The organism is Robiginitalea aurantiaca, assembly GCF_030380815.1.
GTDB lineage: Bacteria > Bacteroidota > Bacteroidia > Flavobacteriales > Flavobacteriaceae > Robiginitalea > Robiginitalea aurantiaca.
Map to the genome: position 1 here is coordinate 30,329 of NZ_JAUDUY010000004.1, position 21,813 is coordinate 52,141.

18 protein-coding genes are annotated in these 21,813 nt (G+C 48.1%); 5 read left to right on the forward strand and 13 right to left on the reverse strand.

Features of this window, described 5'->3' with window-relative positions; all coding sequences use genetic code 11:
* The 4 genes from QU605_RS09160 to recG all read right to left on the reverse strand — a co-directional run bounded on the left by QU605_RS09160 (position 1) and on the right by recG (position 5,907).
* A complete protein-coding gene (locus tag QU605_RS09160; RefSeq protein WP_289725001.1) occupies positions 1 to 1,521 on the reverse strand; it encodes a hydroxymethylglutaryl-CoA lyase-like TIM-barrel protein in 1,521 nt (506 codons plus the stop codon).
* A gap of 37 nt (positions 1,522 to 1,558) precedes the next feature.
* Entirely contained in the window at positions 1,559 to 2,155 is a 597-nt protein-coding gene (gene leuD / locus QU605_RS09165) for a 3-isopropylmalate dehydratase small subunit (protein ID WP_289725002.1), read from the reverse strand.
* Positions 2,156 to 2,166: 11 nt separating this feature from the next.
* The gene (leuC, locus tag QU605_RS09170; protein ID WP_289725003.1) at positions 2,167 to 3,579 is read right to left on the reverse strand and encodes a 3-isopropylmalate dehydratase large subunit; all 1,413 of its coding nucleotides are present in this window, start codon (positions 3,577 to 3,579) and stop codon (positions 2,167 to 2,169) included.
* Positions 3,580 to 3,801: 222 nt separating this feature from the next.
* A complete protein-coding gene (gene recG, locus QU605_RS09175; protein WP_289725004.1) occupies positions 3,802 to 5,907 on the reverse strand; it encodes an ATP-dependent DNA helicase RecG in 2,106 nt (701 codons plus the stop codon).
* A gap of 60 nt (positions 5,908 to 5,967) precedes the next feature.
* Here recG and QU605_RS09180 point away from each other — a divergent pair, with 60 nt between their 5' ends.
* Positions 5,968 to 8,076: a M1 family metallopeptidase gene (locus tag QU605_RS09180; RefSeq protein WP_289725005.1), complete on the forward strand. Its 2,109-nt coding sequence runs from the start codon at positions 5,968 to 5,970 to the stop codon at positions 8,074 to 8,076.
* Complete coding sequence (locus QU605_RS09185; RefSeq protein ID WP_289725006.1) at positions 8,073 to 8,978, forward strand: patatin-like phospholipase family protein; 906 nt, start codon at positions 8,073 to 8,075, stop codon at positions 8,976 to 8,978. The genes QU605_RS09180 and QU605_RS09185 overlap by 4 nt, the downstream gene beginning before the upstream one ends.
* Positions 8,979 to 8,981: 3 nt before the next feature.
* Here the strand turns inward: QU605_RS09185 and QU605_RS09190 are convergent, their stop codons facing one another.
* The 4 genes from QU605_RS09190 to QU605_RS09205 all read right to left on the reverse strand — a co-directional run bounded on the left by QU605_RS09190 (position 8,982) and on the right by QU605_RS09205 (position 12,346).
* A complete protein-coding gene (locus QU605_RS09190) occupies positions 8,982 to 9,500 on the reverse strand; it encodes a DUF7935 family protein (RefSeq protein ID WP_289725007.1) in 519 nt (172 codons plus the stop codon).
* Between the two features lie 82 nt (positions 9,501 to 9,582).
* Positions 9,583 to 10,374: an HlyD family secretion protein gene (locus tag QU605_RS09195; RefSeq protein ID WP_289725008.1), complete on the reverse strand. Its 792-nt coding sequence runs from the start codon at positions 10,372 to 10,374 to the stop codon at positions 9,583 to 9,585.
* Between the two features lie 136 nt (positions 10,375 to 10,510).
* Positions 10,511 to 11,794 (reverse strand): amidohydrolase, encoded by a 1,284-nt coding sequence (locus tag QU605_RS09200; protein ID WP_434967923.1) that lies wholly within the window; start codon positions 11,792 to 11,794, stop codon positions 10,511 to 10,513.
* A 12-nt stretch (positions 11,795 to 11,806) separates the two neighbouring features.
* Positions 11,807 to 12,346 carry a DsrE family protein gene (locus QU605_RS09205; protein WP_289725009.1) on the reverse strand — a complete coding sequence of 180 codons (540 nt, stop codon included), beginning with the start codon at positions 12,344 to 12,346 and terminating at the stop codon, positions 11,807 to 11,809.
* Positions 12,347 to 12,464: 118 nt separating this feature from the next.
* Here QU605_RS09205 and QU605_RS09210 point away from each other — a divergent pair, with 118 nt between their 5' ends.
* Both QU605_RS09210 and QU605_RS09215 read left to right on the forward strand, forming a co-directional pair.
* Entirely contained in the window at positions 12,465 to 14,807 is a 2,343-nt protein-coding gene (locus QU605_RS09210; RefSeq protein ID WP_289725010.1) for an ATP-dependent helicase, read from the forward strand.
* Positions 14,808 to 14,867: 60 nt separating this feature from the next.
* Entirely contained in the window at positions 14,868 to 15,488 is a 621-nt protein-coding gene (locus QU605_RS09215; protein ID WP_289725011.1) for an L-threonylcarbamoyladenylate synthase, read from the forward strand.
* Positions 15,489 to 15,543: 55 nt separating this feature from the next.
* Here QU605_RS09215 and QU605_RS09220 read toward each other — a convergent pair whose 3' ends face one another.
* From QU605_RS09220 to QU605_RS09230, 3 genes are all read right to left on the reverse strand, one after another.
* A complete protein-coding gene (locus QU605_RS09220; protein ID WP_289725012.1) occupies positions 15,544 to 16,407 on the reverse strand; it encodes an OmpA/MotB family protein in 864 nt (287 codons plus the stop codon).
* A gap of 93 nt (positions 16,408 to 16,500) precedes the next feature.
* On the reverse strand, positions 16,501 to 17,517 hold the full coding sequence (locus QU605_RS09225; RefSeq protein WP_289725013.1) for a glycosyltransferase family 2 protein: 1,017 nt from the start codon (positions 17,515 to 17,517) through the stop codon (positions 16,501 to 16,503).
* Positions 17,518 to 17,617: 100 nt separating this feature from the next.
* Positions 17,618 to 18,061, reverse strand: a complete 444-nt coding sequence (locus QU605_RS09230; RefSeq protein WP_289725014.1) for a type I restriction enzyme HsdR N-terminal domain-containing protein — start codon at positions 18,059 to 18,061, stop codon at positions 17,618 to 17,620.
* A gap of 20 nt (positions 18,062 to 18,081) precedes the next feature.
* Between QU605_RS09230 and holA the strand changes: the two genes are divergently transcribed.
* Complete coding sequence (gene holA / locus QU605_RS09235) at positions 18,082 to 19,086, forward strand: DNA polymerase III subunit delta (RefSeq protein WP_289725015.1); 1,005 nt, start codon at positions 18,082 to 18,084, stop codon at positions 19,084 to 19,086.
* Between the two features lies 1 nt (position 19,087).
* Here holA and QU605_RS09240 read toward each other — a convergent pair whose 3' ends face one another.
* On the reverse strand, positions 19,088 to 19,468 hold the full coding sequence (locus QU605_RS09240) for a DoxX family protein (protein ID WP_289725016.1): 381 nt from the start codon (positions 19,466 to 19,468) through the stop codon (positions 19,088 to 19,090).
* A 37-nt stretch (positions 19,469 to 19,505) separates the two neighbouring features.
* The gene (locus QU605_RS09245; RefSeq protein ID WP_289725017.1) at positions 19,506 to 21,752 is read right to left on the reverse strand and encodes an aminotransferase class III-fold pyridoxal phosphate-dependent enzyme; all 2,247 of its coding nucleotides are present in this window, start codon (positions 21,750 to 21,752) and stop codon (positions 19,506 to 19,508) included.
* Between the last annotated feature and the right edge of the window lie 61 nt (positions 21,753 to 21,813).

Here is a 21,813-nt window from a genome sequence, read left to right on the forward strand (position 1 = left end):
TTAGCAACAGCGGTTTAGCATCTTTTCGGTGGCTTTGATCGCCGAAACGGTCTGATCCGAATCCAGGCCACGGGTGGTAAATTCCCTTTTTCCGGTTTTCCAGGTAATTACGGTCTCACACAGGGCATCTGAATTGGACCCGGGCGGGATGCGCACGGCGTAATCGATCAAATCCGGAAGCGGCCTGTTCAGGTCTTTATAGACTTTTCGTAGGGCGTTCATAAAGGCGTCGAATTGTCCGTCACCCCTGGCGTTTTCCTCGTAGGTTTTTCCTTCGATCTCAAGGAATACCGTGGTAGTCGGTTGCAGGCCCTTGGCATGGGTCAGTACATACGACCGGATAAATACCTGCTGCGGTTGGCCTTCCGTTCCGAGGACATCGGAAATAATATAAGGCAGGTCTTCCCGGGTAACCCGCTCCTTCCGATCGCCCAGTTCAATAATGCGGGCGGTAACCAGTTTTAGTTCTGCGTCACTAAGGCTTAGTCCAAGTTCCTGCAGGTTCTTCTGGATATTGGCTTTTCCGGATGTCTTGCCAAGGGCATATTTGCGTTTACGACCAAAACGCTCCGGCAACAGGTTATTGAAGTATAAATTCTTCTTATTGTCCCCATCTGCATGTATTCCAGCTGTTTGTGTAAAAACATTATCGCCAATAATGGGCTTGTTCGAAGGGATTCCAATTCCTGTAAAGGCCGAGACCAGCTTACTTACCTTGTAGAGAGAGGACTCACAAACCCCGATTTCCACTTCCGGTAAAAAGTCATTAATTACCGCGACAACACTTGAAAGGGGTGCATTTCCGGCGCGTTCCCCCATGCCGTTGACGGTTAGATGCAATCCATGTATTCCAGCCTTCAGGGCCTCAAGTACGTTAGCTACACTAAGATCGTAATCGTTGTGCCCGTGAAAGTCGAAATGCAAGTCCGGGTAACGCCCTAAAATTTCATTGAGATATGTAAACGTTTCCTCAGGCGTGAGAATTCCAAGGGTATCCGGAAGGAGGATACGATCCACAGGCTGGGTTTGCAGAAAGTCCAGGAATTGGAAAACATATTCTTTAGACTCCCTCATCCCATTGCTCCAGTCTTCGAGATATACGTTAGAGCGAATATCCATATCCTCTGCCCTGGATAAAACAGCTCCCACGGCTTTAAAATGCGCTTCCGGGGTCTTGCGAAGTTGGTGGGTCAGGTGGTTCATAGATCCCTTGGTCAGCAGATTCTGCGTTCTGCCACCGGCTTTATGGATCCACTCCAGGGAGGCGCCGTCATCGACAAAACTAAGGACCTCGATTTTCGGGAGCATCCCAGCTTCCCTGGCCCAACTGGCAATCTGCCGTACACTTTCATATTCGCCATCGGATACCCGCGCGGAGGCAACCTCAATACGATCCACCTGTAATTCCTCAAGCAGCAGACGTGCAAGGGTAAGTTTTTCAGGAGCTGTAAATGAGACCCCGGAGGTTTGTTCTCCATCCCTCAGGGTTGTATCCATTATTTCAATTCGCCTGGGCTTCATGTATTTTTATAGAATCACGCGTTTGTGGATCCCTCTGTTACAAAGGCGATTGAGCAGCAAAACTACTGATCTCCTCCTTCATGTTCAGCAGGTAATCGATGTCGTCAAAACCATTGAGCATATTGTCTTTCTTGTACCCGTTGATCTCAAAGGATTCGGTAGCTCCTGTTGCGGTTATCTGAATGCTCTGGGCAGGCAGGTCCACTTCGATTAGTGTTTCAGGATCTGCTTCGATGGCTTCAAAGATCTGCTGGAGGAACTCCGGACTTACCTGTACCGGGAGTACCCCGATATTCAGACAATTATTTCTGAAGATATCGGCAAAGAAGCTGGAGACAACACATCTGAAACCGTAATCATAAACCGCCCAGGCAGCGTGCTCCCTGGAGGAACCAGAACCAAAGTTTTTACCTCCCACGAGGATTTTACCACTGTAAATGGGGTTATTGAGCACAAAATGTGGTTTGGGACTGTTGTCGGGGTTGTACCTCCAGTCTCTGAACAGATTATCACCAAAACCTTTGCGTTCTGTCGCCTTGAGGAAGCGAGCCGGAATGATCTGATCGGTATCCACATTTTCTATCGGCAGGGGTACGGCCGAGCTTCTCAGTACATTGAATTTATCGTATGCCATAATCTTTTGTATTAGGATATTACTTCTGCCTGCAACAGTTCACGGGGGTCCGTAACTTCTCCTGTTACCGCAGCAGCTGCTGCCACAAGTGGGCTCGCCAAAAGCGTTCGCGCTCCTGGACCCTGTCGACCTTCGAAATTACGGTTGGATGTACTTACCGCGTATTTCCCGGCGGGTATCTTGTCATCATTCATCGCCAGGCAAGCCGAACACCCGGGTTCCCTGAGCTCAAAGCCGGCTTCTTCAAGAATATCCAACAGCCCCTCTTCGCGAATGGAGGATTCTACTTTGTGGGAGCCGGGTACCAGCCAGGCCGTGACATTCTCCGCCTTTTTCCGACCTTTAACCAAGGCTGTGAACGCCCGGAAATCCTCGATTCGTCCGTTTGTACAGCTGCCCAGAAATACAAAATCCACTTTTTTACCCAACATGGAATCTCCTTCCTGGAAATCCATATAGTCCAGCGACTTCTTGTAGGTAGCCTTGCCACTTCCAGCAGCTTCCGACAGGGGTATGGACTCTTTGATCCCCATGCCCATTCCCGGATTGGTCCCGTAAGTGATCATAGGTTCAATTTCAGAGCCCTCGAATGTAAGTTCCTTGTCAAAAAGGGCGTCCGAATCCGTGTAAAGTGTTTTCCAATATTCCATAGCCCGATCCCAATCCGGACCTGTTGGCGCAAACTCCCGACCCTTTATGTATGAAAAGGTCTTATCATCCGGTGCCATCATCCCGCCCCGTGCACCCATTTCGATACTGAGGTTGCAAACAGTCATTCGACCTTCCATAGACATGGCTTCAAAAACACTACCCGCATATTCCACGAAGTAACCCGTTGCACCAGAAGTGCTCAGTCGGGAAATAATAAAGAGGGCAACGTCCTTTGGGGTCACGGCCCTGTTCAGGCTGCCATTAATGGTAATGCGCATTCGTTTGGGTTTTGGCTGCATAATGCATTGCGTAGCCAGGACCATTTCCACCTCTGAAGTACCAATTCCAAACGCAATTGCGCCAAAAGCACCATGGGTAGATGTGTGGGAATCCCCGCATACTATGGTAGCCCCGGGCAGGGTAATTCCGTTTTCCGGCCCGATAACGTGCACGATTCCGTTTTTTTCATGTCCAAGCCCCCAATATGGAATATTGTGTTTGCCTGCGTTCTCTTCCAGGGCTTTTAATTGATTGGCCGAGAGGGGATCCGCAACGGGAAGGTGCTGGTTGCGGGTAGGTGTATTGTGGTCCGCGGTGGCAAATGTCCGCTCTGGGTAAAGTACCGGAATATTGCGGGATTTCAAACCCAGGAAGGCAACCGGGCTGGTAACTTCATGGACCAGGTGGCGATCTATAAAAAGGACATCTGGACCGTTGTCTACGTGTCGGACCACGTGAGAGTCCCAAACTTTGTCAAATAGCGTTTCGGGCATAAATAACTTGATTTTCTATACGGTTTTAAGGTTAGCGAAAATAGGATTCCCGATGCGATAAAATAAAGATGGGCGAAATGAAATTACGATGTTCAACATCCCTGTTTGACCCATATTAAAATGATTTTATCCTTGTCGGAAGAGTAACGGGACTAAAAATATTCTGAAAATCGTGTGAACAATGGAACTTTCTGAAGCGATAAAGCACCCTTAAGGCAGCGGTCAGCTAATGTAATCCCAGATGTTTTTGAAGACATCCATACGGCTCATCTTCTCACGGACCATCTGGTGCGAAACCGCCTCGAGTCCGGGATCATTTTTTAAGAGTTGCTGGGCGTAAAAACGCGCAGTTTTAAGAATATCACTATCCTTGACCACGTCTGCAATCTTCAGCGCCAGAATACCACTCTGCTGGGTACCCATAAGATTCCCAGGACCCCTCAGTTGCAGATCGGTCTCAGCGATTTCAAAACCATCATTCGTCCTGACCATGGTTTGCAGGCGGGTCCGTGCATCATCTGACAGTTTCCCACTGCTCATTAGAATACAATAACTCTGGTCCGCTCCCCGCCCAACGCGGCCGCGCAACTGGTGCAGTTGGGAAAGTCCAAAACGCTCTGCACTTTCGATTACCATAACAGAGGCGTTCGGGACATTGACCCCCACTTCAATAACCGTGGTAGCAACCATGATCTGGGTTTTACCGGCAACAAAACGCTGCATCTCGTATTCTTTGTCCTGAGGCTTCATTTTGCCATGGACAATGGAGATCTGGTAGGAGGGGGGCGGAAACTCCCTGCTAATACTTTCGAACCCATCCATCAGATCCTTATAATCGAGGGCCTCAGATTCCTGAATAAGCGGATAGACCACATACACCTGTCGGCCCAGCGCTATTTGTTCCCTGATAAACCCAAATACTTTCAGGCGATCAGAATCGGTACGGTGTACCGTGCGCACCGGTTTACGGCCGGGAGGCAGGGCGTCGATTACACTGATATCCAAATCCCCGTAAAGGCTCATGGCCAGGGTCCTGGGAATGGGGGTGGCCGTCATAACCAGGATGTGGGGCGGGGTGTCATTTTTTTTCCACATCCGAGCCCGTTGAGCGACTCCAAACCGATGCTGTTCATCTATAATAGCAAGACCCAGATTAGCAAACTGTACGGTTTCTTCCAACACGGCATGGGTGCCAATGAGGATGGACAAACTCTTGTTCTTTAAACCTTCATGAATCGGTTTGCGATCTTTGGTTTTTACAGAACCTGTCAGCAGGCCTACTTTTATACCCATGGGCTCCAGTAATTCGCTTACGGACTGGTGGTGTTGCTGCGCGAGGATTTCAGTGGGAGCTACCAGGCAGGCCTGAAACCCGTTATCCAGAGCGAGTAGTATGGTCATCACCGCAACGATGGTTTTCCCAGATCCCACATCGCCCTGAAGGAGTCGGTTCATCTGGGCATGGCTCCCCAGATCGGCGCGTATTTCTTTTAAAACCTTTTTCTGTGCTCCGGTAAGTTCAAAGGGCAGATGATTTTCAAAAAAGTCCGTAAACAGGGCCCCCACTTTTTCAAATACCAATCCCTTGATCCGGCTTTTTCTTCGGTTCTTTTTGGTGAGCAAGGCCAGTTGAATGTAAAAGAGTTCTTCAAACTTTAACCGGAACCTAGATTGTGCAAGCTCCTTTTGGGAGTCCGGGAAATGGACTTGCCAGAGCGCCCGCTGTTTCCCCGGCAAAACCAGGGCTTCCCGAACCTTTGCCGGTAAGGTTTCACCAATTTGGCCCCCTGTTTCTTCCAGGAGGAAATGTATCCATTTTGAAATCTGCCGATTGGTCACTCCCTGCTTGCTCAATTTCTCTGTTGAGGGATATACAGGTTGCATCACAATTCGCTTTTGCCCTTCGAATTGACTTAGCAATTCAATTTCGGGATGTGGCATCGAAAAGCTGCCGTTGAAATAGTTGGTGCGACCAAAAATAACGTAAGGCTCATTCAGTTTGATCCGGTCCTGAATCCATTTTTGACCCCGGAACCATACGAGTTCCAAAGAACCTGTATCATCTTTAAACGTGGCGACCAGGCGCTTGCCCTTTTTCTGTGCAACGGTTTTGATGTGCGTGATTCGCCCGATGATTTGTACCTCGGCCCCGGTACGCTCCAACTCTGAAATTTTATAAAATCTCGATTTATCGATATACCGGTTCGGGAAGAAATAAAGCAGGTCCTGGTAGGTCTCGATTCCCAATTCCCGCCCAAGCAGGGCCGCCCTGCCGGGCCCTACCCCTTTCAGATAGGTGATGGGCGTTTGAAGCGCGTTGGGATGCATCGGCCTAAATTACAGCTTCCCATATAGAACTGCAACCCGGCAAAATGCTAAATTTGAGGAATGTTATCAGAATACTACGGTTTAAAGCGGCTGCTGGCCCTTGCATCCATAGGCCTGTGTTCAGCAATGCTGCAGGCACAGGAGCTCATGCCGGATTTTCAAAGCGCTCAAATAGTGATCCGTCCAGATCCTATTGCCGAAATCATTAAAGGCGAGGTTCGCTATACCTTTGATATTCAGCCGGGAGTGGACAGTGTGATCCTGGATGCCCACAATATGGAATTTGAAAGCGTCCTGCTCAATGGTCGGCAAGTTGCCTTTCACTCCGGCGGTGGAAGGTTGGCCTTAAAGGCACCGGCGCTCGAGGGGAGACACAACCTACACATCACCTATACGGCTAATCCAAAACAGGCGGTTTATTTTATTGGCTGGAAGGACAGCATACCCGGAAATGAACAGATATGGACTCAGGGTCAGGGTAAGGATAGCAGTCATTGGGTCCCGGTTATTGATGCCATGGGAGACAAAATGGTTTTTGACCTGTCCGTACTTATGGATCCTTCGTACGAGGTAATTTCCAATGGGGTATTGACAGGGACGACCCTGGAAGGCGGACTTCTGCAATGGGATTTCGATATGAAAAACCCGATGAGCAGCTACCTCCTGGCCTTTGTCGTGGGCACCTATGAATACCTGGATCGGGAATCGTCCTCAGGTGTACCCTTAAAGTTGTATTACCCTGAGAATGCAGGAGATAAAGCGCACTGGACTTATCTGCATTCCGTTGAGATCTTAGATTTCCTGGAATCTGAAATTGGAATACCCTATCCATGGGGAGACTATAAGCAGGTTCCCGTGAGCGATTTTCTCTATGCCGGGATGGAGAATACGGGGGCCACCATCTTTTCTGACCGTTATTTAGTCGATTCCCTCGGGTTTAACGACGAGAATTATGTAAATATCAATGCGCATGAACTGGCCCATCAGTGGTTTGGCAATCTGGTCACCGAAAAAGACGCAGCGCACCACTGGCTTCACGAAGGGTTCGCGACCTACTATGCCTACAGGGCGGAAGCCGCTGTATTCGGACAGAAATACATCCATTGGAAACTCTACGAAACGGCAGGAATACTTGACGAAATGGATGTGCAAGGCAAGGGTGAAGCTTTGCTGGACCCGCAAGCAGGAAGTCTCACCTTCTATGAAAAAGGCGCCTGGGCCCTTGTCATCCTTCGCGACCAATTGGGTGCAGCGGTTTTTGACCAGGGGATCAGGAACTATCTTAAAAACCATGCTTATGCAACGGTTACGGTTCCGGAGTTTTTAAAAACCATGGAAGCGGCATCCGGCACTTCCCTCACCGAATTTCGCAAGAGCTGGTTGGAATCCAGTACCTTTCCGTTGCAGGAAGCCCTGGAATACCTGAAAGTGAACGAACCTGAAATAGGTGTTTTTATAGGGCTGAAGGATGAAGCGGAAAAACGGATAATACCCGAACCGAGTGGCTATCTGAATCAATGGGAATCAACTCCCAGCCCGGAGTTCAGGGCGCATTTAATTCGGCTTCTGGGAAATGGTGTTTCCCGCGAATTATGGGAGGCAGCGGCAGGGGAGGAGTCGCTGGAAATCCATAAGGCCCTGTTGGAGGTTACGGGCGATATAGAGCCCTGGATGGAGCCGTATTTAAGGGATTGGCTGGACGCCCCGAGCTATGTGATTCGGGAGAATACCCTTTTTAAATTATGGGTGTCCGATCCTGAGAATCGCAAGGCATACCTGGATCGGGTTTCCGATAACGGAAGTTTAGATGCGGTTCGGCTGGAACAACTGTGGTGGTTGCTCGCTACCCTGACACCGGAGTACAAAACCCCGGCAGTACAACAGGGCTATTTAAAGGAGTTAAGAAGGACTACAGCTCCGGGAAATTCCTGGGAAACACGTCAGAACGCCTTTGCAATGTTACATCAGGTAGATGCGCTTAACCTTCAAAATATCAAGGATTTAATGCAGGCAACAGAGCATCATTCCTGGCAGTTTCGAAAATTCAGCAGGAATTTACTCGGGGAAGTCCTTTCCCGTACTTCGGGGACAACAGACTGGGCCGAACTGGCCAGTACGTTCCCCAGGGAGAAATACAGGTATTTGTACGAATTAATCGAGAACCAATGAGGGCAATGGTGATTTCTGGAGGGGGGAGCAAGGGCGCTTTTGCAGGAGGGGTTGCTGAATACCTCCTCGAAACTAAAAAACACAGCTACGATCTTTTACTGGGCACATCCACAGGTAGTCTGCTGATCTCCCATCTCGGACTCAAGAAGACTGAAAAGATTCGCTCTATTTACACCTCGGTTACCCAGGATAGCATCTTTTCCAATTGTCCCTTCACCATTGAGCACAAATACGGCATAGCGACCATAGGGATCAACCACTGGAATGTCATCAAGAACTTTTTAAGAGGCGGGAAGACTTTCGGGGAGAGCCTGAACTTGCTCGATCTGATCAGAAACTCAGTGACGGAAGCCGAATTTGATTCCCTGAAGAACGGACCATTGGATATTGTGGTTACGGTATCGAATCTCACGCTCAATCGCGTGGAATACAAATCGATAAACGATTTTGACTATGATTCCTTCTGTGAGTGGATATGGATTTCCTGTAACTACATCCCCTTTATGAGTCTGGTCCGTAAAAATGGATATGAATACGCCGATGGAGGCCTCGGATGCATGGTCCCCATTGAGGAGGCCATCAATAGGGGGGCAAAGGTCGTGGATGCCATAGTTTTACATACGGAGGTTTCACACCTGAATCGGATGCCATCAAAAAATGCCTTTTCCCTTTTGACCAATATGTTTGCCTTTATGCTGGATCGCATTGAAGAACACAACATTAAGATCGGGAAATTTACAGCAAATCATCAGAATGCGATAATCAACTTCTACTATACCCCGACCGTCCTGACGACCAATTCGCTCGTGTTTGATAAAGAGCAAATGACAAAATGGTGGAAAAGCGGGTATATTTACGCTGAAACCCGGAGTGAGGCAAGCAGTGAACTGGAAATAACCTGAGACCTACCAGAGTGCTCCGATTTCCCTTTTGACGTAGGATAGGGCTGTGGCAGAGGGGGACGATTTTTCCATCATATCGTTCAGAAGATCTTCCCGTAATTTATCCGCATTGTCGGCTTCACTCATGGCAGATTTCCGAATCCCCTGAATCGTAGCGTTCTTAGCCGCCTTAATGACATTCCAGCATTCGTCTGTCATGTAAATTTGCTGGGAGAGGTTATGCTCGTACTCATTTTCGATGGTTCGGATTAAAAGATTTTCATAATCCGATTTATCCGCAGACTTAGGGGCTACCCGAACCACTAATTTTGGAATCGCAATCCGTTCCAGAAAAAGGGCCATCCGCTCATAAGCCTGCAACCGAATGGGCAAAGTGTTTTTCTGACTGTCTTTATGGAGCAGGAACCTGCGCCTGCCCTCCTCATTTTTAGTATGCATTTTAAAAAAATAGAAGGCCACTACGCCCGTGACTACAGCGGGCAGCAGGTACGCAAAGAGTTGCAAAATGTCAATTCCGTTCATCAGATCAGGGTAATAGGGTTATCGTTTGGATTAACGAATGAAAGGCCTAAAAATTATATAAACCGGCTGGTTTTCCCGCGACCTATCGCTTGACCTCGTCCTGCACCATTTTGTAGAACTTGCGGTAATCCGGATGTAGCAGGATATCCACACCTTCACTGAAATTTCCATCTCGCGCCCGCGTTTGCAGACGTGTTTCCGAAACTTCGTAAGTTCCCTGAAGCGCATTCATGACGGCTGTTGCCTGATTTGCAGCAAGGGTCATATCTCCGGTCATGGACAATCCCTCTACAGTAATTCCCATTCCCGGGTGGGCCTTGGCAAGCGCGGCAATTCGCTCTGTCCAGGTATTTCCGGCCTCGGTTAGGGTAGTCCCGGTATCGCTTCCGAAAAGGGTGGAGAGGGATCCGGAGATCACCAGACTTCCGGCGGCTACTTTGAGCTGTGCATCCGGCCCAAGTGTTCTCTTGGCATCGTTGAGGAGCACAATAATCGTTGAGTCATTAGCGCTGAACGATGATTCGATTCCCTTTAGTTGTCGTTCTTTAGCATTGAGGGATTCCAGTGCTTTGGAGAGGGCATCTTCTTTTTTATTGGAAACATTGGCAAAGCTGCCGAGATTCGTCATCAGGGTAGCGTTCGCTTCCTTTAATTCGTTTACCTGCGCCTCGTAGGATTCCGCCTTTGCCTGGGCAGCCCTGTTGCTTGCCTGGGCTTCTGATACCGATCTTTCAAGTCGCCTTACTTGTGCCTGTAAACTATCGATTTCGACAATAAGGTCCGATTTGCGCTGGGCCATTGCCAAAGGTCCAATCAGCAGACACGCAACCAGAACGCTATAAAAAGTAGAACATGTATGGGTAGTGGTTTTCATAAGCCTATAAAAATTAGACTGCAAAGATACACGCATTCACGGATAATATATGCAAGCACCTTCCCGAATATGTATTATGCCAACCGCTCTTGCTGGCAAGGGTTCATATTCGGGAAGAAGCTACAATAAATAGAAATTATCCCTTGCTCAGATAATCCAGACTGAGCTCGGAAAGCGCTTTTACACCGAGGATCAATCCCGATTCATCAATTCTGAAGTCCGGCGTGTGATGCGGGAAAGGTTCCTTATTCCCAGGGGTCATTCCTCCGAGAAAGAAGAAAAATCCAGGGACTTCCCTTTGATAATATGAGAAATCCTCCGCCCCGGTCACGGCTTTCTGAATTACAACGTTCTGGTCTCCGGCAACCCTGTTTAAGGTCGGCAGCATTGTAGTGACCAAATCCGGATCGTTGTAGGTAATGTCGGTAGCATCTTTGATTTCAACAACGGCTTCTCCTCCATAGGCTTTCGCTATATCGGGTATCATTTCCATCATTCTTCGGTTGATGTGGTCTTTCATGTCGTAGTCCAGAGTTCGGATGGTACCCAACATTTCTGCACTCTCCGGAATGATATTAAAGCGTACCCCACTCTTTATTTTACCAACTGTGATTACCGCAGCTTCATTGGTAAGATTGGCTTCCCGACTGATAATAGTCTGCAGGCCATCGATAATTTTTGCACTGATCAGAATGGGGTCAACCCCGGACCAGGGCTGTGATCCATGACTCTGTTTTCCTTTGACTTTCACGGTAAAACTCTGCGCTGCAGCCATCGTACCGCCAGATTTATAACGGATCATTCCCGCCGGTGTCTGGGAATTAATATGGAGTCCGAAAATGGCATCCACGTCTGGACTTTTAAGTACACCTTCCTTTACCATCAGCAAGGCTCCGCCTTCTTCTCCAGGGGGTGGTCCTTCCTCGGCTGGCTGGAAAATAAACTTTACAGTTCCGCGAATTTTATCTTTGTTCTTTGAGAGCACCTCGGCGACCCCCATGAGGATGGCCGTATGTGTGTCGTGGCCGCAGGCGTGCATCACTCCGACGGTTTCACCTAAAAATTCACTGGTTACTTCGGAACGGAACGGGAGGTCGTTTCGTTCATATACCGGCAGGGCATCGATATCCGCCCTTAAGGCGACAACCTTGCCGGGTTTTGATCCTTTAAGTACCCCAACTACTCCTGTGTGTGCTACTCCGGTTTGGACCTCAATACCCAGGGACTTTAAATGGGCCGCAATTTTCTCGGCAGTTTTAAACTCTCTGTTGGAGAGTTCAGGGTGTTGGTGGATATCCCGTCTCCATTCGATTACTTTAGGCTCAATAGCGGTGTAGTCCTTATCCAAGGACCAATTTTGACCATAAGTAGTTCCCAGGATAAGGAACATGACATAGAATGCTTTTGTATTTAGTTTCATCTTGTGGGTGGTTTAGAATTTTATAAGTCGGTACCCCTGATCCTGCAACTGCAGCAGGGCGGTCATTGCCGAAAGGGAGAGTTGTACCCCTTCTATGGTTTGTTCGATGGGGACCTGGCGGGCAATGGAAGATTGTCCGCAAAATATAACCTGTGCCCCGGATTCCATCAAGGCGCTCAAGAGGGCGTGATTTGGATTTTCTGAACCGAACCGCTCTTGGTATCCGGGATGGTCCAGAAGATCGGTACTGGCCTGATTGTGGACTACAAGGGCTACTTTGAGGTTTTCCGGGTCCATCCCTGCCGCAGCATGCATATTCAGAAAGCGGGCTGCGGTCTCAATCCAGGGATTAACCTGAGTGTGGTCTTCCGGGCTTTGCATGACATCGAAAACGGCCATTAATGTCCCGTCTTTATCCAATTGATAGGTCGCTCCGGGTATATCCCAGACAGGTCCGAATTCAGGAATGACGGGTCCGGTATGCTTTTCCTGAGCGAGTAAAATTGTTCCTGTATAAAAAAGGGTTGTAAATAAAAGAATCTTCAGCTTCATTTCGGGTAGCGGGAGTTTCGCCTAAAGATATTCAAATTGATCAAAACAAAAATACCCTGTTCATAATATCTCGGTTTTCCGGTTTGAGGTTGCAGTGAATAATGGCTAACTTTCACCCGTGAACAATTCAGATCAAAATACCTTCCTGAGTGTGCTCAATGAGGCACAGAAAGCCCCCGTTCTGCATAAGGACGGCCCGCTTATGGTCATTGCCGGAGCGGGGTCGGGCAAAACACGCGTGCTGACCTATCGCATTGCCCATTTAATGCGGCAGGAGGTCGATCCTTTTAACATTCTCGCCCTGACCTTTACCAATAAGGCGGCCCGGGAAATGAAAAAGCGGATTGCAGAACTCGTTGGAGGGTCTGAGGCCAAGAATCTCTGGATGGGCACTTTTCACTCTGTATTTGCCCGCTTGCTGCGCTTCGACGGGGACCGGTTGGGCTACCCCAGTAATTTCACCATTTATGACACTCAGGATTCTCAGCGCCTCATTTCATCGATTATCCGTGAAATGGGACTGGATAAGGATATTTACAAGTACAAGCAGATCCAGCAGCGTATATCTTCCTATAAGAATAGCCTGATAACCGTTAAAGCCTATTTTCAGAACCCTGAATTACTGGAGGCGGATGCCATGTCCAAACGGCCGCGCCTGGGAGAGATTTATCAGAACTACGTCGATCGCTGTTTTAAAGCCGGGGCTATGGATTTTGACGACCTGCTTTTGCGTACCAATGAACTGCTCACGCGATTCCCTGATGTGCTGATGAAATATCAGGACCGCTTTCGCTACATTCTGGTGGATGAGTATCAGGATACCAACCACTCACAGTATTTAATCGTGCGGGCCCTGGCAGACCGGTATCAGAATATCTGTGTGGTAGGTGACGATGCCCAGAGTATCTATTCCTTCAGGGGCGCAAACATCGACAATATCCTGAATTTTCAAAGAGATTACGACGATGTTGGTATGTACCGGCTGGAGCAGAATTATCGCTCAACAAAAAACATTGTCAATGCCGCAAACAGCATTATTGCGAATAACAAGAACCAACTTGAAAAAGTGGTTTGGACTGCCAATAGCGAAGGAAATCCAATACGAATACACCGAAGCCCGACCGATGCGGAGGAAGGCCGGTACGTAGCCTCTTCCATTTTTGAACACAAAATGCAGCAACAGCTTCCGAATGGATCCTTTGCCGTTTTGTATCGCACAAACTCCCAGTCCAGGGCGATAGAAGATGCCCTGCGTAAACGGGATATCCCGTATCGGATTTATGGAGGACTCTCGTTTTACCAGCGCAAGGAGATCAAAGATGTTCTGGCTTATCTGAGGCTGGTGATCAATCCCGGGGATGAGGAGGCACTCAAGCGGGTGATCAACTATCCGGCAAGGGGTATCGGGCAGGCAACCGTCGATAAGCTCGTGGTCGCAGCCAATCAGACTGGAAAAACCGTTTTTGAGGTAATGGAATCACTGGGGTCGACGGATATCGGCATTCACGCAGGGGGACGCCGCCGGCTCGAAGATTTCGTGACGATGATAAAAAGTTACCAGGTCCTCGACGCAACGGCTGATGCCTTCACCCTTGCAGAGCACGTAGCGAAGAAATCTGGTTTGCTCCAGGAATTCAAGAAGGATGGGACTCCGGAAGGAATTGCCCGAATGGAAAACATCGAGGAACTGTTAAACGGGATTAAGGATTTTGTTGAAGGGCAGAAGGAAATCGCCGATGCCAGAGGGGATATCAGTGAATTCCTGGAAGATGTCGCCCTGGCAACCGACCTGGATATGGATAAAGGGGATGATGACCGGGTGGCACTAATGACCATTCACCTGGCAAAAGGCCTGGAATTCCCATACGTCTATATCGTCGGAATGGAGGAAGACCTGTTTCCCTCGGCCATGAGTATGAATACGCGGAGTGAGCTCGAGGAAGAGCGAAGACTATTTTATGTTGCCCTGACGCGGGCTGAAACCCAGGCCTACCTGACCTATACCCAAAACAGGTATCGCTGGGGTAAGTTGATCGATGCTGAACCAAGCCGATTCCTTCAGGAGATCGATGAGAAGTATATCGAGAACCTCACTCCTGAAGACAGCTATCAATTTCGCCCCATGCTCAATGCGGCTATTTTTGGAGAAGTGGACAAACGGAATCTTCGCAGAGAGAAACCGGTAGCTGGAAAACCTCCGGGCCAAAACCAGCCCACTGAAAAGCAGCTCAGGCGATTGCGTAAAATAAGACCCCAACTCAGCCAGCCATCAGGATCTGAAGGCGTTTCGCTTGAGGGCTTAAAAGAGGGGAGTCTGGTGGATCATTCCCGATTTGGAAAGGGTACAGTGCTCAAAATTGAGGGAATTGGCAATGATAAAAAAGCTGAAATCCGGTTTGAACGAGGGGACGTAAAAAAACTGCTTCTGCGTTTTGCGAAGTTGCAGATTCTCGAATCCTGATGCCTGTATCGGAGCGGTCCATTCTTAGAGGGATGCGTGGTTTGATTTAAAACATTTACTATGGCTGAATTTATTCGGATTTACGAAGAGAACCCGAATCCCCGGGAGGTGGAACGCGTTGTGAAAATCCTTAGAAAAGGGGGACTCGTTATCTATCCAACCGATACAGTGTACGGTTTGGGGTGCGATTTCACGAATTCAAAGGCCCTCGAACGGCTTGCCCGGATTAAAGGGATAAAGGCCGGGAAGGCGAACTGGTCCTTTATATGTGCCGATTTAAGCAATTTGTCGGATTACGCACGCCAGATAGACACCCCGACTTTTAAAATACTCAAGCGCGCCCTTCCGGGCCCTTACACTTTTATTCTGCCTGGTAGCAACCAACTCCCGAAAGACTTTAAAAAACGTAAAACTGTAGGGATAAGGGTTCCGGATAACCAGATAGCCCGTGCTCTGGTCGAGGGTCTTGGAAATCCTATTGTATCGACGTCCATTCGCGATGAAGATGATGTTCTGGAGTATACTACAGATCCGGAACTCATTTATGAAAAGTGGAACAAATTAGTCGATGTTGTGATCGACGGGGGGTACGGGAATAATGTGGGTTCCACCGTAATAGACCTTTCCGGGGCGGAGCCAGAAGTCATCCGGCAGGGTAAGGGAGATTTGAGTATACTCTAAAAAAAGCCCCGCAGTTTACCTGCAGGGCTTCCATTCAATAGGTAGTCCTTTCAGACTATCTGTTTATTTCCGGATCATCCATCCCATCTTCGATCATGTCGTAAAACTGATCCAATTTAGGCAATACCACAATCCGTGTACGACGATTTTTCGCCCGATTGTCAGGCGTGTCATTGCTCACAAGAGGAATGTAGTGGCTACGTCCAGCAGCTGTCATTCTCGCAGGATCCACCTTGTAATCATTCTGAAGAACGCGAACCACGGAGGTTGCACGTTTCACGCTAAGATCCCAGTTGTCAAGCAATACACCACTGCGGTAAGGGACATTGTCTGTGTGTCCTTCCACCATAAACTCAAAATCAGGTTTATTATTTACCACCTGCGCGACTTTTCCAAGTACCGTCTTAGCTGCGGAGGTTACATTATAGCTCCCGCTTCTAAAGAGAAGTTTATCCGAAATAGAAATAAAGACCACTCCTTTTTCCACGCTGATTTCAATGTCCTCATCATCAAGGTTACCGAGAACTCCTTTCAGGCTCTGAACCAGAGAAAGGTTAACGGAATCCCGACGTGTAACGGCATCCTGAAGTCTGCGGATGGTCAGATCTTTTTCCTGCAGGCTTTCCAGTGACTTCTCAAGGTTGTCCGCACCTTTGGAAGTAAGGGTAGTCAAATCCCCCATGTTGTTGATCAGCTCCTGATTGTTGGCTTTCAGAAAGGCATTTTGCTCTTCGAGCGTCTTGAGTCTGGCATCTGCCGTGGCCTTATCCTCGAGGCAGCTGTTTAATTTAACGGTAGCTGAATTCAGCAAGTCCTGGGTTTCGCGTTGTTTCGATTCCAGATCTGCATATTTTTTCTGAGATACACAAGATGAAAGTACCAGAACTAGTCCCAGACTTCCAATCATCCATTTTTTCATAGGTTCAAAATTTTAAAAATTATTAGTCGTTTGTTTATTTCCTGTTTCTATAACAAAATTAACAAATGTCTCAACAGCATAGGCCCGAATCCGTTAATCTTTTACTAAAATGTCAAAAGTCTTTATCCTACTTACGTAATAGGACCATACGATGGATGTTGTCACGGCGTATTTTTCCACAAATTGTTTTCGCTCCCGCTTCCGCAAGGTTTTCGGCAGATGTCTGTAATAGCTCAAATGAGCCCGCAAGATCGCCCAGGCATGTCGAATTTTGAATTGAAAGACGAACCTCAGGGCCGCCACAGCATCCAGCAATAACCTCGAGAATACGATTGGGAAGGCCTTCCTTTTGGGCAGGTTTTTAGTAATGGAATAAAGTGAATTCCGAAAGTTCAGGAAGGTCTTCTTGGGGTTCATATTACTCAGGGTCGATCCCCCCATATGAAATACCTCAGAAGCCCCGGCATACAAAACCTGGTAGCCCTGATTATGGGCCCTCCAGCATAAGTCCACTTCCTCCTGATGCGCAAAATAGTCGGGGTCAAAACCACCGAGCTCCCGGAAGAGTTCCCTCTTTATAAACATACAGGCCCCGGTAGCCCAAAAAATCTCCCGGGTATCATTGTATTGACCGTTATCTGCCTCAAGGGTCTGGAAAATACGCCCTCTGCAGAACGGGTAGCCAAACAGGTCGAGAAAACCTCCGGCTGCCCCCGCGTACTCGAAATGAGTCGGCTTGTTCAGATCCTTTATTTTGGGTTGTACAATCCCAATGTCCGGGCGCTTCTGAAACAAACTGAATATGGGTTCCAGCCATCCCGGAGTGACTTCCACATCTGAATTCAGGAGACAGTACAAATCGGCATCCACATGTTCCAGGGCTTTATTGTACCCTCCGGCAAATCCGTAATTTTCTTCGTTGACCACGACCTGTATTTCCGGATACTTCTGGTTTACGAAGGAAACAGAGTCATCCGTGGAGGCATTGTCGGCGACCACAATCTGGGCTTCTCCACTATATGTAACCACGGAAGGAAGGAATCGTTCCAATAACGCTTTTCCGTTCCAATTTAGAATTACAATAGCAACAGAAGGAATAGAAGAGCCCAAGAAATCGCGTTTAAATGATGCTGTATTGAGAGGGCGCAAAGTAACTAAATATTTTGCAAAGCGTTATCCCTTTTTTGAACCCTTACCGGGATTGCGTCCGCTACTTATAATCAGGTAGGTCCGGCAGGAAGATGTATTCCTGTTTTTCGTAGTCCATTCTGCAGTAGTAGTGCTGCAACCCATTGGTGACCATCAGGAAATCGGCCCGCGCCTCCCAATTGTACCTCGCGATCTGATCGAAAACTTTTTGATCCAGGTTGATTTCCGGGGCTTTGCACTCCACGAGCAATTCTATTTTTCCGGCTCGATTGCAAATGGCAATATCCATTCTTTTATCCAGGTCCCCAACCTTGAGCCTGCGCTCGACCAGCGCAAGGCCTGAGGGGTATTTCTTGGATTTCAGCAGAAAATGCAGACAGTGCTGCCGTACCCATTCCTCTGGTGTTAATACGACATACTTTTTGCGAATGATGTCAAAAATCAGCGCTTTATTTTCCCTACTTTTGAATCGGAACTCGTATTTAGGAAAGTTGAGTTGTATCATACACTGGGCTGTGTTTTGCTATGGATGAAGTAAAGAAGATTATAGAAGAAATACAAAAGGGTAATCCCGCCCCCATATACTTCCTGATGGGGGAGGAGCCTTATTATATCGACCGTATCGAAAGATTCCTTGGTGAAAATGTGCTTACTGAAGATCAAAAAGGTTTTAATCAAATTGTGCTCTATGGTAAGGAAACTTCTTTGCCCGACATTATTTCCCAGGCCCGAAGATACCCCATGATGTCCGAATATCAGGTCGTCATTGTGCGGGAAGCGCAACATTTAAGCCGTACCATCGAACAACTGCAAACCTACGCCCAAAATCCACAGCCTTCAACAGTACTTGTGATTTGCTACAAATACAAGAGCCTGGACCGGAGAAAAAAACTGATAAAAACGCTGAAAGAAAACGGTTCTGTGGTCTTCGAAAGCAAAAAAATGTATGAAAACCAGGTGTCTGACTGGATCAGGAGGGTGCTTCTGGGCAGCGGATATAAAATATCACATAAAGCGTCGGCCTTACTTGTAGAGTATTTAGGTCAGGACCTTGGACGTATTAGCAATGAATTGGACAAGCTGAAATCCATCCTTCCCGAAGGTTCAGAGATCGACCCCGCCACAATAGAAAAGCATATAGGTATCAGCAAGGACTTCAACAACTTCGAATTGAAGAAGGCCATAGCGGAGCGCGATATCCCCAAGGCCACGCGAATCATTAAATACTTTGCCGAAAACCCAAAGGAGAATCCCTTTGTAATGACAATCTCCCTGCTCAATACCTTTTTCGCACAGTTACTCCAATATCACGGGTTGCAGGACCACAGTCCAAAGAATGTCGCAAGGGCGCTGAAAGTAAATCCATACTTTGTTCACGAATACCAAACGGCTGCACGGCACTACCCAATGCGAAAAGTAAGCCGCATTATCAGTACACTTAGAGAAATGGACTTAAAAGGTAAAGGGGTTGCAGCTCCAGCCATGAAACAGGATGACCTCTTAAAGGAATTACTGCACAAAATTCTTTAAGTTACTTTTTATCGACACTGTAAGCCCCGGGGCCAAGCAGGAAAATTGCGATAAAAATAACGGCGTAGAGCAAGGACTTCTCCTTCGATCCGAAAGGATCTCCCGCGTGCTGAATGAAACCTGCGACGAGCATGGTAATGATAATTGGGATACTCGCCCAACGGGTTTTAAAACCAATAAGTACAAAAACAGCACAAAGGAATTCCGCAAAAACAGCAAGGAAAAACGTAGGGCTGGCCCCTATACCGAGTGGATCCCCGAATTCAATGGGGTCCTCGCCGAAGAGGCGCTGAAGTTTTGGAACACCATGGGTGAGCATGAGTGCGGCTCCTCCTATACGAAGGATGGCAAGTCCAATTTGAGTTTGAAGGGAACTATTCATAGGTAGGTTGTTTGGGCCCTAAAATATTAATAAATGTTCAGGAAGCATTATGTTTTTTCAGGATTCTTGCCATATGTGATGTTAATTCATCACAATTCTCTGTATTGAAAGGGAGCGGGGGTTTGATCTTTAATACATTGTCGTCAGGTCCGTCCGTACCGATAAGTATATGCTCTTCCCGCAGCCTATTCTTAAGTTCCCGGGCCAATTGGGTATTGGGCCTCCCCATAGGATCCGATAATTCAATCCCAAGGAATAGACCATCACCCCGCACATCTGCGATACTACTGAAATTTGAACCCAGGTCCTCAAAACACTTTTTTAAATAATCCCCGGTAGCACGGGCATGTTCCCGGAGCCCTTCATCTTCCAATACGCGTAGCACGGCGTCCCCGGCAGCGCAGGAGACAGGATTCCCACCGAATGAACTAAAAAACTCCGGGCCGGCATCGAAGACGGACGCGATTTCCTCTGTGGTCACGACGGCTCCGATCGGATGCCCGTTTCCCATGGGTTTGCCAAGAATGACGAGGTCGGGGACTACATTGTATTTTTCATATCCCCAGTTCCAGGATCCCAGCCGGCCAAATCCTACCTGTACCTCATCGCTAATACACACGCCTCCCTGCCTGCGAACCATATTGTATACTTCAGATAGGAATTCTTGTGGAAGCGGCACCTGTCCGCCACAACCCATTATCGATTCTGCTATAAATGCACCGACTTCTTTCGGATGCGATTCGAGAAGGGTGCGGCATAACTCGGCATAATGCCTTCCGGCTGTACCATCATCCGGGTATCCCTTACCAAATATCTTTGGCATTGGGCATACTAGCGTGTTCGGGTATGATTCGCCTTCTTTGTGCTTATAATGACTGACCTCTATCCCCGCCAGGGTATTTCCGTGGTATCCGTGTTCCAGGGCCAGGACCTTGTTCTTTCCTGTATAGGCTTTGCTCAGGCGAAGGGCCAGGTCTGTGGCTGCACTTCCCGAATTCACAATAAAAACCCTGGACAGGGATGGAGGGAAATACCCCAGAAGTCGCTCACTATAGTCCAGGATCTCATCATAGAGATAGCGGGTGTTCGTATTGATGCGACTCAGGACGCTGGAGGTAGCTTCAACGACTTTTGGATGACAATGGCCTACCAGCATAATGTTATTGTAAGCATCCAGAAATCGATCTCCGCGATGGTTGAACATATATTGGAAAGCAGCCCGCTGCATGACAATCGGCCGGTTGTAACTCAGAGACAGTGATCGGGGAATCACACTGTTTCGCCTTTTGAGATAGCCTTCAGTATCCATGCGATCAGGAGGTAGGGGTAACCCTGCAGCACTGAGGAAATGCATGGCAGCCTTTTCAGGGGATATGGAAATCCATCGGTGCAACAGATCCCTCATCAGGTCTTCACTGATGCTGACATACTCCGAATCCGGGCGCCGCTTCTTCGCTAAGGCACTGTTGCAAAGACTCATGCAAATTCGCCCTGCAATAAGGTAGTAGAGCAGTTGAAGTTCTTCCGGTAATAATGGGAATTCCTTTTGAAATGCCGCGATTACAGTACCAGCCGCCGCCAAAGGGTCTTTTTTTTCAGCCATTACATAAGGCAGGGCGACAGCAAGGTCGTTGATCAGCCAGGAATGGCACATATCCCCGAAGTCGATCACTCCACTGATCTTCCCATGCTGTATAAGCAAGTTCCAATCGTTGAAGTCATTGTGAATAAGACATTTTCTAAGCGAATACCTTTTTGGTTCAACGACCTGCTCATATTGCAGGAGAAAATAGTTGATAAGTGCCCTGTCTTTTGCATTCGCAACGGCACTTGAATTCTGTTTGTGTATCGGGAGGTGTTTCAGGTCCCAGGCATCCGAACTCAAGGGAAGTGCATCTGTTTGCAAATTCATCCCAACCCGGGCTACGCTGCCCATAAAAGTCCCGAGGGACTCGATCAGCAGATTCGTATGCCGCACTTCTGCGAGGAACTCGCCCTCGAGAAATGGAAGCAGCCTTATGGAAGTTTCATTATAATGCTCCAGAAGATTCCCGTTTAAACTTCGAATGGGAACCGGAAAATCGTAGGGGAGGGCTTTAGCAAGTGCTGTCACATAATCGGATTCAACGGCCATGCGGTGCTTTATTCCGCGTACATCCTTATGAACCTTGAGTACGTATTTACCCTGTTGTGCATTCACCCGGAAGGTTTTGTCTTCGTAACCTTCCAGCAGGCGTATTTCCGTGACTTCCAGTCCGTAGTATTCCTTAAGAAATCCTTCCATACCCTCCATTACGCGTGCGTAGAGCTTTAAGGCAAACTTACATCATTAATTGGAGTCAGAA

Excerpts from the sequence above, each read along its gene's own strand:
- QU605_RS09195 (WP_289725008.1), bottom strand. The coding sequence starts at position 10,374 with ATGAAAACCACTACCCATACATGTTCTACTTTTTATAGCGTTCTGGTT.
- QU605_RS09180 (WP_289725005.1), top strand. The coding sequence starts at position 5,968 with ATGTTATCAGAATACTACGGTTTAAAGCGGCTGCTGGCCCTTGCATCC.
- QU605_RS09220 (WP_289725012.1), bottom strand. The coding sequence starts at position 16,407 with ATGAAAAAATGGATGATTGGAAGTCTGGGACTAGTTCTGGTACTTTCA.
- recG (WP_289725004.1), bottom strand. The coding sequence starts at position 5,907 with ATGCATCCCAACGCGCTTCAAACGCCCATCACCTATCTGAAAGGGGTA.
- QU605_RS09185 (WP_289725006.1), top strand. The coding sequence starts at position 8,073 with ATGAGGGCAATGGTGATTTCTGGAGGGGGGAGCAAGGGCGCTTTTGCA.
- QU605_RS09205 (WP_289725009.1), bottom strand. The coding sequence starts at position 12,346 with ATGAAGCTGAAGATTCTTTTATTTACAACCCTTTTTTATACAGGAACA.
- QU605_RS09200 (WP_434967923.1), bottom strand. The coding sequence starts at position 11,794 with ATGAAACTAAATACAAAAGCATTCTATGTCATGTTCCTTATCCTGGGA.
- holA (WP_289725015.1), top strand. The coding sequence starts at position 18,082 with ATGGATGAAGTAAAGAAGATTATAGAAGAAATACAAAAGGGTAATCCC.
- QU605_RS09215 (WP_289725011.1), top strand. The coding sequence starts at position 14,868 with ATGGCTGAATTTATTCGGATTTACGAAGAGAACCCGAATCCCCGGGAG.
- leuC (WP_289725003.1), bottom strand. The coding sequence starts at position 3,579 with ATGCCCGAAACGCTATTTGACAAAGTTTGGGACTCTCACGTGGTCCGA.
- QU605_RS09160 (WP_289725001.1), bottom strand. The coding sequence starts at position 1,521 with ATGAAGCCCAGGCGAATTGAAATAATGGATACAACCCTGAGGGATGGA.
- leuD (WP_289725002.1), bottom strand. The coding sequence starts at position 2,155 with ATGGCATACGATAAATTCAATGTACTGAGAAGCTCGGCCGTACCCCTG.
- QU605_RS09190 (WP_289725007.1), bottom strand. The coding sequence starts at position 9,500 with ATGAACGGAATTGACATTTTGCAACTCTTTGCGTACCTGCTGCCCGCT.
- QU605_RS09230 (WP_289725014.1), bottom strand. The coding sequence starts at position 18,061 with ATGATACAACTCAACTTTCCTAAATACGAGTTCCGATTCAAAAGTAGG.
- QU605_RS09240 (WP_289725016.1), bottom strand. The coding sequence starts at position 19,468 with ATGAATAGTTCCCTTCAAACTCAAATTGGACTTGCCATCCTTCGTATA.
- QU605_RS09245 (WP_289725017.1), bottom strand. The coding sequence starts at position 21,752 with ATGGAAGGATTTCTTAAGGAATACTACGGACTGGAAGTCACGGAAATA.